The sequence below is a fragment of the Rhodococcus sp. B50 genome (genome assembly GCF_013602415.1).
Lineage (GTDB): Bacteria > Actinomycetota > Actinomycetes > Mycobacteriales > Mycobacteriaceae > Rhodococcus.
In genome coordinates this window covers 4,397,263-4,413,706 of record NZ_WPAG02000002.1, presented here as the reverse complement: position 1 = coordinate 4,413,706, position 16,444 = coordinate 4,397,263, and the positions used below count along the sequence as shown (strand labels likewise).

Below are 16,444 nucleotides of genomic sequence, written 5' to 3'. Positions count from 1 at the left end.
CACAAACTGCGGCTGCAGTATGACGGACACGGTTCAGCGCATCGCCCGGGTGACGACGATGCTCTTGACCCGGTCGAGAATCGATTCGGTGACTGCTGCCTCGACGAGATCCATACCGCCGAGCCAACCCGGAATCGTCACTTCGGGCCGTGGACGACGCACCGTCGTTGCGATCGCCCGTGCGACGTCGTCGGCCTCGGACGTGGGAATCACCGACCCCAGCGTGAAACGCTTCGTCATGTCGGTTCGCACCGCGGCCGGGAGCACGGTGGAGACGGTGACACCGGAGCCACGGATCTCCGCACGGACCGCCCGCGAGAGCGCCCCGACTGCGAACTTCGTCGCACAATAGGTCGCCATCTGCGGTGTGGTGATCTTGGCCGCCATCGACGCGAGATTGACGACATGTCCCTGTCGTCGCTCGACCATGCCGGGCAGAACGAGACGCATGCCGTGCACCACACCGAGCAGATTGACGCCGATCTCGTCGGCGTGGCCGGAGATCGGCAGGTCCAGGAACGCCCCGGTCTGCATGACACCGGCATTGTTGACGAGCATGTCGATCGGACCGTCCGTCTGCACACGATCGAGGAACGCACCGAAGCAGGCCGCGTCGGTCACGTCGAGTCGGGCACCGCGAACACCCAACTCGTCGGCGGTGCGGACTACGCCTTCCTCGTCGACATCTCCGATCCACACCCGCGCGCCGAGTCGAGTGAGCCGAGCGGCCGTCGCGCGCCCGATTCCCTGCGCACCCCCGGTGACGACCACGACCGCGTTCTCGAGCGAGATCACGCCAGGTCCGTCCCGAGCCGGTCCCGGAGAGCGAAATGTGCGATCGGCGCGATCGTGCCGTTCGAGTGCGTCAGCAGCGCCCGGCCGAGGTAGACGCCGGGAACCAACTCGACGACCTCGTCGCGGGTGCGTGCGATCGGGAACGTCCGGACCGAGGGGTTACCGAACTCCGGAACACCGTAATCGAGTGCCCGCACCCGGATGTGCGGCGCGATCGCCGCCGTCTGCAGCGAGTGCCGGAAGTGGAATCCTTCGATCACCCTGCGGTCCGAACGGAACGAACGGTATCCCGCGGCGATCACGAGAAAGATCGGCTGCGAGAACCTCACGAGCCGGTTGAAGCCGGTGCCCGACGACATGTCGAACGTCTTCCCGAGCCAGGTGGGATGGATCTTGATCAGCAGCGACCCCAGTTTCGTTTCGGGGGTGCCCCACATCGATCCCATGATGAGTCCCTCGAGCGCTCCGTCCATGACCTCGGGTGGGCGGCCCTGCGCCCACAACGTCGCGATCTCGGGACGCCGATCCTCACGCGCGAGACGTTCGAGGAGTTCCCACGTCTCCTTGCGTGCCACTGCCGGCGAGTGCTCGGCCAGGCTTCGCAGTTCGGTGAGAAGAGCGCCGACGTGCTGGTCGGTGTGGTTCGTATGAGCGGATGGTGAGGGCACGAGTAGCTCCCGGGCTCGCCGAATAATTTGGCATGATTCTGTACCAGATAACCGAGGAGGTCAAGGATGAGACGATGGCGTCCATGTCCACGACATCCGGCCAGAACTACCGCGGTGTTCCGGCTGCCGAACGAGCGCAGCAACGTAAGGACCGGCTGATCGACGCCGCGCTGGATCTGATGGGAGACGGCGTGTGGCGTGCTGCCACGGTCGACGCGCTCTGCACACGAGCAGGACTCAACAAGCGCTACTTCTACGAGAGCTTCTCGAGCCTCGACGACGTGGCGCGGGCCGTCGTCGACTCCGTCGCCGCGACCGTCGCGGCGGCCGCGCTGTCCGCGTTCTCGGCCCACTCCCCCGAAGAAGATCTCGCATCTCGTGCGCACGCCACACTCGACGCGGTGATTCGGAGTCTGGTCGAGGATCCACGCAAGGCACACACCCTCTTCGGCCCGGTCTCCGCCTCGCTCGGCACCCTCGAACACCGCGCACACGCGCTCGACGGATTGACCGCGCTCCTCGTCGAGCACGCGCGCACGATCCACGACGTGGCGCTCGAAGCGGACAGCCTCGCGACGATCGCTCCCGCCTTCCTGGTCGGTGGCACAGGGGAAGCGGTACTCGCCTGGCTCCGCGAACCCGGGCACGGCAGCATCGAGCGATTGATCGACGACATCACCACGCTGTGGCTGCTGGTGGGCAACGGTGCCGCGACGGCTGCACGAGAGCGGATGACGACGGAGCCGGAGAGATGACGGCGGAGCCGTGGGAATGACGGCGGAGCCGTGGACCGAAGTCAGTCTTCCAGCGACACCCCGTGAGCCCGCTCGAGGTACCGGACCACCGCAGTCTGGTCGACGCCCGGCTCGAGCGCCTCGACAGCGGCGTTCCACACCTTCCCGATCGCCTCGCCCAGCACAGGGCTGATGCCCTGATCGTGTGCGAGGTCGAGGGCGATCCCGACGTCCTTACGCATCAACGCCGCCGCGAAACCGGAATCGAAAGTGCGTGAGAGCACGAACTTCTCGTACTTCGTCTCGGTGGCCTGATTGCGGCCGCTGCCGGCATTGAAGACCGAGAGCAGGGTCGCCGGGTCGATGCCGAACTTCTTCCCCACCAGCAGGGCTTCCGCCGCGACGAGCACGTTGTTCGCCGCGAGGAGATTGTTCAGCGCCTTGGCGGCATGACCCGATCCGACGGGTCCGACGCGAATGATCTCGCTGCCAGTCTCCTGCAGCAGCGGCGTCACCCCGTCGACCACGGCGGCGTCACCGCCGGCCATCACAGCGAGGGTGCCCTGTTCGGCGCGCGCGACACCGCCGCTCACGGGGGCGTCGACGACGCGCACGCCCTTCTCCTCAGCGATCTCGGCGAGACGTTGCGTACGGGTCGGCACACTCGATCCCATGTCGACGATGACCGAACCCGGCCGCAGATGGTGCAGCAGACCGTCCTCGGACAACACGACCGAGTCGACGATGTCGCTCGTGGGCAGCACCAGGACGACCACGTCACAGTCGGCGAAGTCCTCGGAGCCGCGGGCACCGACCGCGGTGGGGTTCTCGTCGACGAACTGCTGCTGGGCGGCAGGATCGGCGTCGCGCACGATCAGGCTCCGGCCACCGCGGACGAAGTTCCGGGCTATGGGACGTCCCATAGCGCCGAGGCCGATATGACCTACGGTCCTGAGGGTCACCGGCGCACTCGAATCGCTCATGCGCCCGCCTCCGCCGTCTCATCGTCCTGCAGAGGACCGAGTTCGTCGACGAGGACCTGCTGCACGACGCGCATCGCCGCGATGCCCGCGGGGCATCCGACGTACGCCGTCGCGTGAACGACCGTCTCGGAGATCTCCCTGCGCGACAATCCGTTCCGTATTCCGGTCCGCACATGGGTGGCGAGTTCGTTGTGCTGTCCGAGGGCGATCAGGAGCGAGATGGTCACGAGCGACCGGTCGCGGCGTTCGAGACCGTCCCGGGTCCACACGCCACCCCAGACGAATTCGCTGACGTACTCCTGCAGTCCCTCACCGTCGGTGCCGGCATTGCGCGACAGCGCGGCGTCGACGTATTCGTCCCCGAGGACCTCGCGGCGCACCGCGAGCCCCGAGTCGAGGACCGTCCGGTGCGCCGCACGCACGGTATCGTCGAGCCCGACCTGTGTTGTCATCATTGCCCTTTCACATCCGCGACGAATCGAGTTTGACGGTCACGCATTTGACCTGACCGTAGTGATGCAGCGCCTCGACGCCCTTCTCCCGGCCGTAACCGCTGTTCTTCCAACCCCCGAACGGGGTCTGCACCGAGGCCGTGGACCAGGTGTTGACGAAGACCTGCCCGGCGCGTATCCGTCCGCTCACCGTCAAGGCTCGGGAGACGTCCCTCGTCCATACTCCGGCGACGAGTCCGTAGTCGGAGTCGTTCGCGATCTCCACGGCGTCGTCGGTGGTGTCGAACGGGATCACGACGAGGACCGGACCGAAAATCTCCTCCCGGGCGATCCGCATCGCGTTGTCCACCCCGGTATAGACGGTGGGATCGACGAAGAATCCCCCTGTCCGTTCTGCGATCGCAGAGACCCGCCCACCGGTTTCGACGCGCACACCTTCGGACTCGGCGATCTCGAAGTACTCCTGCACCTTCTCGAACTGGCTGCGAGTGATGATCGGTCCCATGTCGGTACCCACCCGGATCGCCTCGACCTTCTCGACGAGTCGGCGCACCAATTCGTCGTGCACCTCGCGCTGCACGAGTAGCCGGGTTCCTGCAGAACACACCTGCCCGGCGTTCGAGGTGAAGGCCTGGACAGCACCGGCGACCGCGGCGTCGAGGTCGGCGTCGGCGAAGACGATGTTCGCCGACTTGCCACCGAGTTCGAGAGTGAGCGGCACGATCCGCTCGGCAGCGATACCGCCGATGACCCGGCCGGTGGGAACCGAACCGGTGAACGCCACCTTGGCGATCTCCGGATGGTGGACGAGTGCGGCACCGGCCTCCCCGCCGGTGCCGAGGACGACGCCGAACGTGCCGGGCGGGAATCCGACGTCGCTCGCGAGTTGCGCGAGACGCACGCTCGACGCCGAGGTGTACTCGGACGGTTTGAGAACCACCGTGTTTCCCGCAGCCAACGCCGGTGCGCAGGCGCGCGCCGACTGATTGAGCGGAAGGTTCCAGGGAGTGACCACACCGATGACGCCGAACGGCTCACGGACGGTGTAGACGTGCTGGTCCGGGGCGACGTCGAGAGTCTCCCCCGCGGGCATGCCCACGAGACCGCCGTAGAACTCGAAGTACGTGGCCGAGTTCTCCACTTCGGCGAGGGCGACCTTCGACGGTTTACCCGTCTCGCTCGTCTCGAGGGCCGCCAGGTTGTCCACGTCCTCGCGCATCGCCCGGGCCAGGTCGACGAGCATCCGTCCGCGCGCGAGCGCGGGGATCCGCAACCATGCCGGTCCGGCGGCAACCGCCGCACGCACCGCTGCATCGACGTCCGCTGCGGTACCCCTCGCGACGTGCCGCACCGTACGACCGGTCGCGGGGTCGGTGGCATCGAGATAGTCGCCGCTGCTCGGTGCTACGGACTTGCCGTCGATCCAATGGTCGAGTCTGTCCATGATGTCGCCTTCCGCGAGGAGTCCGATGGTTCTCAGGACGAGTGCGCTGCAGCCGGTTCCACCGTCTCGGGTGTGTGGGGAGAACCCATCGGCGGCAACGCTTCCGGATCGAACATCTCACGTCGCTGGTGAAGGAAATCGTGCGGGTACCCCATCGAGACCGCAGACACCTCGTCGAGACGTGTGATCTGTGCGGGATCGAGCTGCAACGTGAGTGCTCCCAGGTTGTCGCGCAACTGGTCGGACGTGCGGGCGCCGACCGAGATCATCAGTCCGCGGTGCCGCACCCATGCCAGCGCAACCTGTGCGCTGGAGGTACCGAGTTCGTCGGCGATCTCCTTCGTGACGTCGAGGACGTTGCGCATCTTCTCGGGGAAGCGCGCCATGGCCTCGTCGGTGTGGTCGCGAGCGAGTGCGCCTCGCGCCAGGGGGCTCCACGCGCACACCGAGAGGCCGAGACCGTCGGCCATCGGCAGGAGTTCACGCTCCGGGGTGCGAGCGAGCAGCGAGTACTCGAGTTGCAGGGCGCAGAAGGAGGTCCACCCCCGGAGCTCCGCGATGGCGTCCGAACGCGCGATCACCCATGCGGGCGTGTTCGAGACGCCGATGGACAGCACCTTGCCCGACCGCACCAGATCGTCGAGCGCGCGCAGCGTTTCCTCGGCGGGCGTGCACCGGTCCCACGCGTGGACCCACAGTACGTCGAGATGGTCGGTACCGAGCCGGCGCAGACTGGTCTCGACGCTGCGGCGCAGGCTCTTGCGGTTGCTGCCACCGGAGTTCACGTCACGAGGGTCGGTGGGCAGGGTGTATTTCGTGCTCACCACCACCTCGTCGCGCTCGGAGGCGATGAACCGGCCGAGGATCTCTTCGCTCGCCCCGTTGGTGTAATTGTTCGCGGTGTCGACGAAGTTGCCTCCCGCGGCGCGGTAGTCGTCGTACACACGGCGGGAGGTCTCCTCGTCGGCGCCGAAACCCCATTCGGTACCGAAGGTCATCGCACCGAGACACAGTTCGCTCACCCGGATGCCCGACGATCCGAGCACGCGCTGGGCCATGGTGCCGTCATAAGGCTCAGGCATCGTCGTCCACCACCCAGTTGACGAAGCGGTGCAGCGGATACATGCCGTCGTGCGGGCCGCCCATGCTGCCCTTCAACGCGCTGCCCAGACGAACGATGCGCTGCACGCCCGCGGTGGCGAGCCGGTCGCGGATCTCCGCCTTGCGGTGGAACGGGTAGACGCCGACGGTCTGGGTGGCCACGGTAGCGTAGGAGGCGGCCTCGTCCAGCGTCGAGATCGGGAGGACGTTGACGGTCTTGTTGGTCGGATGGAAGTCGACCATCTCCGGTGAACGCACCACCAGACCGCTGCCGTCGGGCTTGCCCCACACCTTGTAATCCGGTTCGAGGAAACGCATTCCCTCGACGGCGTCGCGGATCTCGGCGTCGGGCTTCGGTCCGATAGCCTCGGCGAAGTCCCGGTCCACGCCGAGTCGTTCGTGCAGTAGTGCGCAGAACCGGTCGATCTGCTCGTCGTCACCCTCGACGCAGATGTGCCGCGCTGCGAGGCACGCGTCCTGGTTGAAGATGGTCGCGTCGAGGGCGGCCAGTTCGGCGACCTCGCGCAGGGTCTCGTCGGATTCGAAGGCCTCGCGGCCGACGATCGACATCGACACCTTGGGGTCGAAGGAGATCAACTGGAAACCCGGTCCGGCATAGCGGGCGGCGTTCTCGATCGCCGAGCCGCCACCCCATGCGACGAGCTTGTCGAAGTACTGGGAGCGGTAGAGGATGTTCTCGACCTTCTCGTCGCCGCCGCGCCAGTACACGGCGGACATCGACCGGAGCACCGGATGGCCGGGGGCGATGTCGGCCATGGTGCGCAGCACCGCGACGGTGGTGAACGGGTCGGCCGAGGGCATCTTGAACAGGTTGACGCCCTTGGTGAGTGCGGCATCGGCGATGGTGGTCATCGCCGCACTCGGCGAGTTCCCGGCCATCATGTGGACCAGGCGCGGCGGGAAGGCGCGGACCCGGCTCACGTTGCCGTTCGGATCCGTGCGCTCGGCCCAGCCGTCGAGCACGTCGAGGCCACCGAAGGTGCGCTCGAGCCGGTATTCGAGGGCCTGCCGGGTGAGGAACTGCCCCGGCCGGGCGAAGGTGTTCTCGATGATCCGGCGGGGAAGGGCGCTCACCTGGACCGTCATCTCGAGGGATTCCTGGAGGTATTCGTTCTTCTCCAGGGTCAGGTACTGCGCGGTCTCCACGAGGAAGTCGATGATCTCGGAGACCGGGACGTCGAATGCCGGCCCGACCTCCGAACGAGGCGCGAACAGACCGTTGTATTCGAGCTTCGGGGTGACGAAGGGGACGCCGAAGTCGCGGGAGAGGTATTCGCTGTCCTCACCCCAGACGATCTCGCCGCGGACGAAGTGCGGGACCTTGATCCGGGTCCGGGCAGGTGCAGTGGTGGTCATCTATTCTCCCGAGAGTCCGCGGACGTAGGCGTCCATCGTTCCGGCACAGGTGATCTTGTCGTCGTCGCCGAGGTCGGAGTAGCGGACGATGTTCGGCAGCACGGTCTCGCCGGGCCGGCCGCACGGGCACGTTCCGAGATCGACGGTGATCCTGTCGCCGGAGATCGTTCCGCCCCACCGTCCGTCGACGGTGGTGTCGACGAAGGCGGCACGTCCTTCGACGATGTTTCCGTCGGGTTCGGCGAGGGCGCTTCCGTCCTTGGTGAGGACGAACAGCACGATCTCGTCCGGCACGTGGTAGCGACCCTCCTCGGGGCACTTGAACATGCGGTTGTTGAGTTCCTGCATCGAGTAGTAGTGCAGGAAGCGCTCCGGGACGATGTTGAGCAGCCGGTAGATCTGTTCCTGGTAGTCGGCAGGAAGGTTCGTACCCTTCAGACCGCCGCCGCTGGTGAGCGCGTTGTTGCCGGTGATGTCGCCCTCGCGGACACCCTTTTCTCGCAGAATTTCGCAGAGCCGGAACAGTTGCGGGAACTGGGAACTGAAGAGGATGTCCTCGGACCGGCGCGCGATGATCTGGTCGGCGAAGTGGTGCAGCCGCCGATCCTGCTGAGCGGCGCGCTCGGCGGATTCGGCCTCGAAGCGTGCGATGTCGTCGGGTGCGGCGGTGCCGTCGGCCATCGCCCGTCGCATGGCCGACAGCTTGGCCATGTAGCGGTGGAATCCCTCGGCGGGTGCCCCCTCGAACAGCGGGAGGGCGTCCGGACGGGAGAACTCGCGGATGATCAGGTCGCGCACGCCGTTGTGCTGGGTCTGGCCGGTCTCGGGACCCACCGGGATGACGTGCCACCGCTTCTCCGGCGGCAGACCGAGCGCGGTGAAGCAGTCCAGCAGGTTCTGCTTGTTGACCTCGAGATCGCGCGGGGATTTGTTGAGGAAGGAACCCTTGCCGCTGGTTCCGCTGGAACTCGACACCATGTGGCCGGCCTGCTCGAGGGCGGCGATCCAGCCGTCGACGTCGGTGACCTCCGAGACGTCGACGTCGTCGACAGGGTGGCTCGACAACGAACCGAGCCAGCGGTTCATCTGCTCCCATCGGCCTTTCGCGATGAGCGTCTCGGGATAGCTCTTGTAGGTGGTGTGCGGAAAGAGCAGGGGGATCATGTCCTCACGCGAGCGGATCTCCTCGATGCCCTGGTCGGCGGCGCGCTGGGCGAGCACGGGGACCTGGTCGCGCCGTTCCTGGAAGTACGCGTTCAGCGTCGCGGCAATGTCTTTCTGCAGGGTTGTTTCTGTCATGTGAGTCCTCCGGCCCTCTGGGTACGGAACATCGATAACTTGACTGGGAGGTATAGATAAAGAAGTGCCATAACCATACCCGCCGGGAAAGTTTCGTGTCCAGACCCGGAACGATTTGGCACACTTCCCTCATGACCCCGACCCGCAGCGAGAAGGACACTCGACGCCGTGGTGGACGGCCCACCAGGGAGGAAGCGAGCCGACTCGACGACGCGGTACGCGAGTCCGCGCTCCGACTGTTCCTCGAGAACGGTTACGAGGGCACGACGATGAACGCCATCGCCGCGGCGGCCGGCACCACGAAACCGTCGCTGTATGCGCGCTTCCCGGCCAAGGAGGACGTCTTCCGGTCCGTCCTCGGTTGGGCCATGCAGCGCACCGACTGGCCCACCCCCGAACCCGAGATCCCCGACTACGACGATCTCGGGGACGCACTGACCGCCGTCGCGGAGGCCGCCGTCCGGCGCGCCCTCGACCCGTCGATGATCAAACTCCAGCAGGTCGCCATCGCCTACGCCTCGCGCTATCCGGACATCGCCCGGAAGGCGCTCGGACCCGGCTACTGGCCACGCAGAAAGCAGGTCGCAGACCTGCTCCGCCGCCACGCGGCGACGGGAAGCATCGTCGCCGACGATCCCGACACGCTCGCGGAACTGTTCCTGGCCATGGCGTCCGGTGGTCCCGCACGTCTGGCCTCGTTCGGGATCGTGCGTGGGGCCGAGGACGTCGACGCCCACGTCCGGGCGGTCGTGAATCTGTTCCTGCGCGGCCTACGTCCGGACTGACGCGCGTCCCGCTCCCGAAATGATCGACGCGACCACACCACCGTCGACGAGCACATCGGTGCCGTTGACGAAACTCGCCTCGTCGGACAACAGGAATGCGACGACGGCGGCGAGTTCCTCGGCACGGCCCGTGCGGCCGAGCGGCGTCGCCCGCACCATCTCGCCCATCGACTCGTTGTGGTCCGCCTCCTGCCGGCCCTGCGGAGTGTCGATGATGCCCGGCGACACGGAGCATGCGCGGGCACCGGCCGCCCCGAGCCGCACGGCTTCGTCGCGCGCGAACTGCTGCACACCGTATTTCGCCCATGCATAGGCGACGCCGGGATGTTCGATCGCCTCCCCCACGACCTCCCGGAGACGGTCGAGGAAGTCCTCGGCGAGTGGGTCCGCGAGCACGGCGGTCTCTTCCGGCGACGGCTGCATCCGCCCGATGTTCGGTGCCATCGAGGCGAAGTAGACCGACGCGGTGCCCGCGGTCGCGAGTGGACGCAGCACCCGGGCGAGCCGCGCGGTTCCGACCAGGTCGACGGCGAAGATACGTCGCCAGTCGGCCATGGTCGGCGAGATGCCCGCGGCGTGCGCGACCGATCGCAGGGTCCCGAGTTCCGTCACGCGCGCAGCCAGTCGCTCGAGCCCGTCGACGTCGGTGACATCGAGGACGAACGGTTCGACTCGCGTCCGGCCCCCACCCAACTCGTCGACGGCGGCACCGACGGCGTCGGCGTCCAGATCGACGAGCAACAACGCGTCGACGGTACCGACCATGCGCTGAGCACACGCGTATCCCATTCCGCGACCGGCTCCGGTCGCGATCCCCACCGTGGTCATGACATGCAGTCCTCTCGGATCATCAGGACGCCGCCCAGCACCGTGACAGTCCGGATTCGGCGGTGCGGGTGACGAGTTCGACGAGCACGCCCCGTCGGCTGCGGGCGAATGCGAAGAACATACCGCCGTCCGGCAGCGCGCGGGTGGCCTCGACGGCGAATCCTTCCTTCTCGAGAAGATGGCAGTCCGACTCGACGTCGTCCGACCAGTAGCCGAGGTGGTGGATACCGGAGGTCGCAGCCCACAGGGGTGTGTCGGGCACGGCCGAGACGATCTCGATCCGCGGTTCGGTGACCGAATAGGAGCACTGCAGATCGACGATCCGGTCGCCGTCCGGCAGCGTCACGTCGACGGCTCCGCCCACCTGCGGTCCCCACTCGTATCCGAGCAGCGCCGAGAGTTCGTCGCGGGCGGCGCGCGGGTCGTCGGTGACGATCCCGAGGTGGAAGAGGTCTTCGGCCTTCATGTTCTGCGCCTCCGGAGGTAGGTGTTCCAATTGCTCTTCGGTCGTGCAAGAATGAGATTCTTGGTATCGAGATAGATATTCTCACCGATGGAAGGGAGGCGCAATGGCCTGGGACTTCGAAACCGAGCCCGAGTACCAGAAGAAGCTGGACTGGGCCGATGCGTTCGTGCGCGAGGAGGTCGAGCCGCTCGATCTCGTATGGGAACACGAACAGTTCGTCCCTCTCGACGGACTCCGCCGCAAGGCCATCGACCCCCTCAAGGAGAAGGTCCGCGCGGAGGGCCTGTGGGCCACCCATCTCGGCCCCGAACTCGGCGGCCAGGGATACGGACAGCTCAAGCTGGCGTTGCTCAACGAGATCCTCGGGCGCTCGTCGTGGGCACCGATCGTGTTCGGTTGTCAGGCACCCGATACCGGTAACGCCGAGATCATCGCCCACTTCGGCACTCCCGAGCAGAAGGAGCGCTACCTGCAGCCCCTGCTCGACGGCGAGGTGTTCTCCTCGTATTCGATGACCGAACCGCAGGGTGGTGCCGATCCCGCCCAGTTCCGTTGCCGTGCGGTCAAGGACGGCGACCACTGGGTGATCGACGGATGGAAGTTCTTCTCCTCCAACGCCCGGACGGCCGAGTTCCTCATCGTCATGGTCGTGACGGATCCCGACGTCCCCGTGTACAAGGGCACGTCGATGTTCCTCGTCCCCACCGACACCCCGGGCGTGAACATCGTGCGCAACGTCGGCCTCTACGGGGAACCGATGAACGACGGCACCCACGCGCTCATCCACTACGACAACGTGCGTGTGCCCGCCGACGCGCTCCTCGGCGAGGAGGGTCAGGCGTTCGCCGCCGCGCAGGTGCGACTCGGTGGCGGTCGCATCCACCATGCGATGCGCACCATCGGCCTCGCCCAGAAGGCGCTGGACATGATGTGTGAGCGCGCCCTGAGCCGCGAGACGGCCGGCAGCCGCCTCGCCGACAAGCAGGCCGTGCAGGGCTACATCGCCGACTCCTACGCGCAGCTCGCACAGTTCCGCCTGTTCGTGCTCAACACCGCGTGGAAGATCGACAAGTACAACGACTACAAGAAGGTCCGCAAGGACATCGCGACGGCGAAGATCATCATGCCCACCGTGCTCCACGACATCGCATGGCGCGCCATGCAGGTGCACGGTGCGCTCGGCGTCACCAACGAGATGCCGTTCTTCAAGATGATCCACGGGGCCGCGGTGATGGGTCTGGCCGACGGGCCGACCGAGGTCCACAAGACCACCGTCGCCAAGCAGGTCCTGCGCGACTACAGCCCCGTCGACGACATGTGGCCGTCGGAGTGGATCCCGAAGAAGCAGGAAGAAGCCCGGAAGAAGTACGCCGACTACATCGAACTCGAAGTGGGGAACCTGTGATCGACACCGAGCGTCTCGCCGAATGGATGGACGAGCAGGGCCTGCCCGGCAAGGGCGCGCCGCTCGACGCGAAATACCTCTCCGGCGGTACACAGAACGAGATCTACAAGCTCACGCGCGACGACTTCACGTGCGTCATTCGCATCCCTCCGGCCGGTGCGCCGGCCGACCGTGACAGCGGGATCATGCGCGAATGGCGCATCATCCAGGGACTGGACGGAACCGACGTCCCACACACGAAAGCCGTTGCCGCATGCGAGGACATGTCCGTCCTCGGCCGTTCCTTCTACCTCATGGGCCACGTCGACGGATGGTCGCCGATGGACCATCGCGGCACCTGGCCCGCACCCTTCGACACCGATCTCGACGCCCGCGCCGGCCTGGCCTACCAGCTCGCCGAGGGCATCGCCCTGCTGTCGAAGGTGGATTGGAAGGCGCAGGGCCTGCAGGATCTGGGACGCCCCGAGGGCTTCCACGACCGGCAGGTGAGCCGGTGGACCCGTTTCTTCGAACGGATCAAGGCCCGCGAGATCGAGGGCATGGACGTCGCGACGAAGTGGCTCGAGACCCACCGTCCGCTCGACTACATCCCGGGTCTGATGCACGGCGACTACCAGTTCGCCAACGTGATGTTCGAGCACGGCGCCCCCGCGAAGCTCGCGGCACTCGTCGACTGGGAGATGGGCACCGTCGGCGACCCGAAGCTCGACCTCGGCTGGATGCTCATGAACTGGCCCGAGGACACGAGCGCGAACGAGGACAGTGCGGTCAGCTACGTCGACCTCACCGGAATGCCCGGTCGTGCGCAGATGCTCGCGCACTACGCCGAGGTCTCCGGCCGCCAGGTCGACGACATCGACTACTACCTGATCCTCGCCAAGTGGAAGCTCGCCATCGTCCTCGAACAGGGCTTCCAGCGGGCCGGCGACGATCCCAAGCTGCAGTCCTACGGACCGGTCATCACCAATCTCATGAAGTCGGCTGCCGATCTCGCCGAGTCGACGGACTACAAGGGCTGAAGGGGTCTGCGATGACAACTGTCGTGGAAGGACTGGTGGAGGAACGGCACGGACCGGTGCTCGTCCTCCGCATCGACCGGCCCGAGGCGCGTAATGCCCTCAACGGCGCCGTGATCCGAGGTATAGGTGCCGCAGCTCTCCGGGCCGAAGCGGATCCGGAGATCCGGGCGATCGTGCTCACCGGCACGGGCGACCGGGCGTTCTGCGCCGGCATGGACCTCCGTGCATTCGCAGAAGGTGAGGACATCGGCACCGACTCCGACGAAGCCGCCGGATATGCACGACTGTCCAAGGGCGAACTCACCGTTCCCGTCATCGGCGCCGCCAACGGCAGCGCCGTCGGCGGCGGGCTCGAACTTCTCCTCGGTGCCGACATCATCGTGGCGTCCTCGGAGGCGAAGTTCGGTCTACCGGAGGTGAAGCGCGGCCTCTTCCCTGCCGGTGGCGGCACCGCCATCGGCACCCGCATCCCGGTCGGGGCAGCGCTCGAACTGACCCTGATGGGCGACACGATCCCGGCGCAGCGCGGCTACGAACTCGGACTGATCAACGCGGTGGTCGCGCCCGGCGAGGTGCTGAATACCGCACTCGACTACGCACGGCGGGTCGCGGCGAACGCCCCGCTCGGCCTGTCGGCGGTGAAAGAACTCGTCCGGCTGACCCAAGCCGATCCCGAGCGCGCCGGCGAGCGACTCTCGCATTGGCAGTCGGTCGTCTTCACCAGCAACGACGCCAAGGAAGGCGCCACCGCGTTCATGGAGAAGCGGGCGCCGGTCTGGCAGGGGCAGTGACCGCCCCGGCAGAGCCGACGAGCACCGTTCGCGCCGTCGTCTGCACCGAATACGGGGAACCCGAATCCCTGCGGATGGAGTCGCGGCCGTCATCCCCACTCGCGCCCGGGCAGGTCCGGGTGCGAGTGGGGGCAGCGGCGGTGAACTTCCCCGACGTCCTTCTCGTGGCGAACAAGTACCAGATCAGCGTGCCGCCACCCTTTGTTCCGGGCAGTGAGTACGCGGGTACCGTCGTCGAGATCGCGGACGATGCGAACGGAATATCGGTCGGCGACCGCGTCACCGGCACCGGACTGGTCGGAGCGTTCGCCGACGAGGTGGTCGCTCCCACGACGTCCCTGAAGAAGACCCCGGACGGGATCGACGACCGGACCGCCGCGTCCTTCGGAGTGGCGCACCGGACGGCCTATCACACACTCCGGTCGGTGGCGTGCCTACAGCCGGGTGAGCAACTCGTCGTGCTCGGAGCCGGTGGTGGAGTCGGTCTGGCGGCCGTGCAACTCGGTGTGGCACTGGGCGCGTCGGTCACAGCAGTCGCCTCGTCGGCCGACAAGCTCGCGGTCGCGTCGTCCTACGGTGCCGCGCACACGATCGACCACCGGACGAGCGACCTGCGTTCAGCCCTGAAGAGCGCGCTGCCGGAGGGAGCCGACGTCGTCGTCGATCCGGTGGGTGGTGAGCTCTCGGAGCCGGCGCTCCGGTCGCTCGCCCGCGGGGGACGCTTCGTCACCATCGGGTACGCGTCCGGATCGATTCCCCGCATCCCATTGAATCTCGTTCTGGTCAAGGGGATCCGGATCATGGGTTTCCAGTTCCAGGATCTCGATCCGGAGGAGTACCGGCGGAACGAGGCAGAACTCGTGGAACTGCTCGTCTCCGGCACGGCGGTTCCGCACGTCGGCGCGGACTATTCTCTCGAGGACGCCGCGCGGGCGCTTCGTCACGTCGCCGACGGACGAGCGGTCGGGAAGGTCGTCATCGATATGACCCGTTGACCGCCCTCGCGCGCCGAACCGAGCCCTACCCGTCCTACACGCCGAGCGAACCCCGGTTCGGCGCGCCGGGATCGGCACGCGACTCGATTCTCCTGTGGAACTGAGACTGTGGCCCCGGCCTCCGAAACCGGAGGCCGGGGCCACGGTCGTTCGAGCGGTACTCAGGCCATGGAGACGAGGTGGCCGCGCATGCGGAGCGCGTCGGCACCTCCGGTGCGGAACGATTCGGTGACGCCGACCGCGGTCGCCGGTGCTGCGGCAGCGGCGAGGGCATGCGACTTGAAGACCTGGGCCGCGCGGCTCAGCCGATGCTGCAGCGGCACGATGCGCGAGTCGAGTTCGGAAGGGACCGTCTCACCCCACAGCGCGACCGTGGTGGGACCGTCCGAGATCGCCTCGAGCACACCGTTTCGTATCCGTTCGTCGGAGGCATAGAGATCGCCTGCGACGGCGACCATATCGGGCATCGGGCCGTAGGTCGCAGAGCTCAGAGCAGACTCGAGGTCGACCGCCTTGGTAGCACCGAGGATCTCGAACGGACGCAGATCGGAACTCTGCGGAACGACGACCACCACTTCCCAACCTGCTGCAACCTGGTCGTACAGCCATCCGCCGGTGTAGCGAACGGCGTCCGCTACACGAGGAGCGACGAGCGCGACCCTTCTTCTCAGGATGTGACGGCGGGCATGAGCTGTTGCTCGAGCGACTGTATGAAGTCCTCGAATATTGCGGTCAGTGGGAGCGAACGATCGAGCAGCCATGAGGTTTCCATTCCATTCAGGAAAGCGACGATCTCCACCGCTTTGACGGCTGGGTCCACATCCGTTCGGTATCGCCCGGCGTGTTGTCCACGCCGGATGCCGGCTTCGACCGCGTCGAGAGCCGCTTGATACCGCCCGAGTAGGCGATCGTGCAGAGGAGCATCCGGTTCCAGGTTCTCGATGAGAAGCACCGCATACATTCCGACCAGTTCGGGCGACTCCTCGAAACGCTTCGGGAGTTTCCTGAGCTGATCGACGAGATCTCCCGTCCGATCCACACGAGCGTCGTCGTCGTTGTCGCGGGCGTCGAGCACCGCGTGCAACAACTGGTCCTTCGACTCGAAGTGGTGCAGCAACCCTGCCGGGGTCAATCCTGCTTCCCGGGCGATCTGGGCGAGGCTCGTGCTCCGCCACCCGTTCCGCGCCAGAAACCGCTGGGCGACGCTGAGAATCAGCTCCCTGCGATCCTCACCTCTGGCGAGGAGAGTGTCGTATGCACGTTGGGACAAAGCCCCTCACTTCGTTGAAGAAGAACAACCTA

The 16,444-nt window shown here is 66.6% G+C and carries 18 protein-coding genes; 6 read left to right on the top strand and 12 right to left on the bottom strand.

Annotation, left to right across the window (positions count from 1 at the left end; all coding sequences use genetic code 11):
- Positions 1 to 33 precede the first annotated feature (33 nt).
- Positions 34 to 795, bottom strand: a complete 762-nt coding sequence (locus GON09_RS20820; RefSeq protein ID WP_213933500.1) for an SDR family NAD(P)-dependent oxidoreductase — start codon at positions 793 to 795, stop codon at positions 34 to 36.
- Positions 792 to 1,463 carry a hypothetical protein gene (locus tag GON09_RS20815; RefSeq protein ID WP_213933499.1) on the bottom strand — a complete coding sequence of 224 codons (672 nt, stop codon included), beginning with the start codon at positions 1,461 to 1,463 and terminating at the stop codon, positions 792 to 794. Before GON09_RS20815 ends, GON09_RS20820 begins: the two co-directional genes overlap by 4 nt.
- An 83-nt stretch (positions 1,464 to 1,546) precedes the next feature.
- Between GON09_RS20815 and GON09_RS20810 the strand changes: the two genes are divergently transcribed.
- On the top strand, positions 1,547 to 2,218 hold the full coding sequence (locus GON09_RS20810) for a TetR/AcrR family transcriptional regulator (protein ID WP_213933497.1): 672 nt from the start codon (positions 1,547 to 1,549) through the stop codon (positions 2,216 to 2,218).
- A gap of 41 nt (positions 2,219 to 2,259) precedes the next feature.
- Here the strand turns inward: GON09_RS20810 and GON09_RS20805 are convergent, their stop codons facing one another.
- Genes GON09_RS20805 through GON09_RS20780 form a run of 6 tightly spaced genes read right to left on the bottom strand, consistent with a single transcriptional unit; the run spans position 2,260 to position 8,853 of the window.
- Positions 2,260 to 3,180: an NAD(P)-dependent oxidoreductase gene (locus GON09_RS20805; protein ID WP_213933496.1), complete on the bottom strand. Its 921-nt coding sequence runs from the start codon at positions 3,178 to 3,180 to the stop codon at positions 2,260 to 2,262.
- The gene (locus GON09_RS20800) at positions 3,177 to 3,632 is read right to left on the bottom strand and encodes a carboxymuconolactone decarboxylase family protein (protein ID WP_060650806.1); all 456 of its coding nucleotides are present in this window, start codon (positions 3,630 to 3,632) and stop codon (positions 3,177 to 3,179) included. The genes GON09_RS20805 and GON09_RS20800 overlap by 4 nt, the downstream gene beginning before the upstream one ends.
- Positions 3,633 to 3,642: 10 nt before the next feature.
- Complete coding sequence (locus GON09_RS20795) at positions 3,643 to 5,076, bottom strand: aldehyde dehydrogenase family protein (protein WP_213933495.1); 1,434 nt, start codon at positions 5,074 to 5,076, stop codon at positions 3,643 to 3,645.
- 32 nt (positions 5,077 to 5,108) lie between these two features.
- Entirely contained in the window at positions 5,109 to 6,158 is a 1,050-nt protein-coding gene (locus GON09_RS20790; protein WP_244865582.1) for an aldo/keto reductase, read from the bottom strand.
- The gene (locus GON09_RS20785) at positions 6,151 to 7,554 is read right to left on the bottom strand and encodes an acyl-CoA reductase (protein WP_213933494.1); all 1,404 of its coding nucleotides are present in this window, start codon (positions 7,552 to 7,554) and stop codon (positions 6,151 to 6,153) included. The genes GON09_RS20790 and GON09_RS20785 overlap by 8 nt, the downstream gene beginning before the upstream one ends.
- The gene (locus GON09_RS20780; RefSeq protein ID WP_213933493.1) at positions 7,555 to 8,853 is read right to left on the bottom strand and encodes a hypothetical protein; all 1,299 of its coding nucleotides are present in this window, start codon (positions 8,851 to 8,853) and stop codon (positions 7,555 to 7,557) included.
- A gap of 131 nt (positions 8,854 to 8,984) precedes the next feature.
- On the opposite strand from GON09_RS20780, the gene GON09_RS20775 reads away from it, so the two are divergent.
- Complete coding sequence (locus GON09_RS20775) at positions 8,985 to 9,638, top strand: TetR/AcrR family transcriptional regulator (protein ID WP_213933492.1); 654 nt, start codon at positions 8,985 to 8,987, stop codon at positions 9,636 to 9,638.
- Here GON09_RS20775 and GON09_RS20770 read toward each other — a convergent pair.
- Both GON09_RS20770 and GON09_RS20765 read right to left on the bottom strand, forming a co-directional pair.
- A complete protein-coding gene (locus GON09_RS20770) occupies positions 9,624 to 10,466 on the bottom strand; it encodes an SDR family oxidoreductase (RefSeq protein ID WP_213933491.1) in 843 nt (280 codons plus the stop codon). The genes GON09_RS20775 and GON09_RS20770 overlap by 15 nt on opposite strands.
- A 22-nt stretch (positions 10,467 to 10,488) precedes the next feature.
- Entirely contained in the window at positions 10,489 to 10,932 is a 444-nt protein-coding gene (locus GON09_RS20765; protein ID WP_213933490.1) for a VOC family protein, read from the bottom strand.
- Between the two features lie 103 nt (positions 10,933 to 11,035).
- Here GON09_RS20765 and GON09_RS20760 point away from each other — a divergent pair, with 103 nt between their 5' ends.
- From GON09_RS20760 to GON09_RS20745, 4 genes are read left to right on the top strand one after another with little or no spacing between them, the layout of a single operon-like run.
- Complete coding sequence (locus tag GON09_RS20760) at positions 11,036 to 12,337, top strand: acyl-CoA dehydrogenase family protein (RefSeq protein ID WP_213933488.1); 1,302 nt, start codon at positions 11,036 to 11,038, stop codon at positions 12,335 to 12,337.
- Positions 12,334 to 13,356: a phosphotransferase family protein gene (locus tag GON09_RS20755; RefSeq protein WP_307854431.1), complete on the top strand. Its 1,023-nt coding sequence runs from the start codon at positions 12,334 to 12,336 to the stop codon at positions 13,354 to 13,356. Before GON09_RS20760 ends, GON09_RS20755 begins: the two co-directional genes overlap by 4 nt.
- A gap of 11 nt (positions 13,357 to 13,367) precedes the next feature.
- Positions 13,368 to 14,147: an enoyl-CoA hydratase-related protein gene (locus GON09_RS20750; protein WP_213933487.1), complete on the top strand. Its 780-nt coding sequence runs from the start codon at positions 13,368 to 13,370 to the stop codon at positions 14,145 to 14,147.
- Positions 14,144 to 15,142, top strand: a complete 999-nt coding sequence (locus tag GON09_RS20745) for an NADPH:quinone oxidoreductase family protein (RefSeq protein ID WP_307854430.1) — start codon at positions 14,144 to 14,146, stop codon at positions 15,140 to 15,142. The genes GON09_RS20750 and GON09_RS20745 overlap by 4 nt, the downstream gene beginning before the upstream one ends.
- A gap of 161 nt (positions 15,143 to 15,303) precedes the next feature.
- Here the strand turns inward: GON09_RS20745 and GON09_RS20740 are convergent, their stop codons facing one another.
- Positions 15,304 to 15,717, bottom strand: a complete 414-nt coding sequence (locus GON09_RS20740; protein WP_307854429.1) for a hypothetical protein — start codon at positions 15,715 to 15,717, stop codon at positions 15,304 to 15,306.
- A gap of 92 nt (positions 15,718 to 15,809) precedes the next feature.
- Complete coding sequence (locus tag GON09_RS20735) at positions 15,810 to 16,412, bottom strand: TetR/AcrR family transcriptional regulator (RefSeq protein WP_213933486.1); 603 nt, start codon at positions 16,410 to 16,412, stop codon at positions 15,810 to 15,812.
- Positions 16,413 to 16,444: the final 32 nt, after the last annotated feature.

Coding starts and splice junctions, on each gene's coding strand:
- GON09_RS20810 (WP_213933497.1), top strand. CDS start 1,547: ATGTCCACGACATCCGGCCAGAACTACCGCGGTGTTCCGGCTGCCGAA.
- GON09_RS20805 (WP_213933496.1), bottom strand. CDS start 3,180: ATGAGCGATTCGAGTGCGCCGGTGACCCTCAGGACCGTAGGTCATATC.
- GON09_RS20800 (WP_060650806.1), bottom strand. CDS start 3,632: ATGACAACACAGGTCGGGCTCGACGATACCGTGCGTGCGGCGCACCGG.
- GON09_RS20795 (WP_213933495.1), bottom strand. CDS start 5,076: ATGGACAGACTCGACCATTGGATCGACGGCAAGTCCGTAGCACCGAGC.
- GON09_RS20790 (WP_244865582.1), bottom strand. CDS start 6,158: ATGCCTGAGCCTTATGACGGCACCATGGCCCAGCGCGTGCTCGGATCG.
- GON09_RS20785 (WP_213933494.1), bottom strand. CDS start 7,554: ATGACCACCACTGCACCTGCCCGGACCCGGATCAAGGTCCCGCACTTC.
- GON09_RS20780 (WP_213933493.1), bottom strand. CDS start 8,853: ATGACAGAAACAACCCTGCAGAAAGACATTGCCGCGACGCTGAACGCG.
- GON09_RS20775 (WP_213933492.1), top strand. CDS start 8,985: ATGACCCCGACCCGCAGCGAGAAGGACACTCGACGCCGTGGTGGACGG.
- GON09_RS20770 (WP_213933491.1), bottom strand. CDS start 10,466: ATGACCACGGTGGGGATCGCGACCGGAGCCGGTCGCGGAATGGGATAC.
- GON09_RS20765 (WP_213933490.1), bottom strand. CDS start 10,932: ATGAAGGCCGAAGACCTCTTCCACCTCGGGATCGTCACCGACGACCCG.
- GON09_RS20760 (WP_213933488.1), top strand. CDS start 11,036: ATGGCCTGGGACTTCGAAACCGAGCCCGAGTACCAGAAGAAGCTGGAC.
- GON09_RS20750 (WP_213933487.1), top strand. CDS start 13,368: ATGACAACTGTCGTGGAAGGACTGGTGGAGGAACGGCACGGACCGGTG.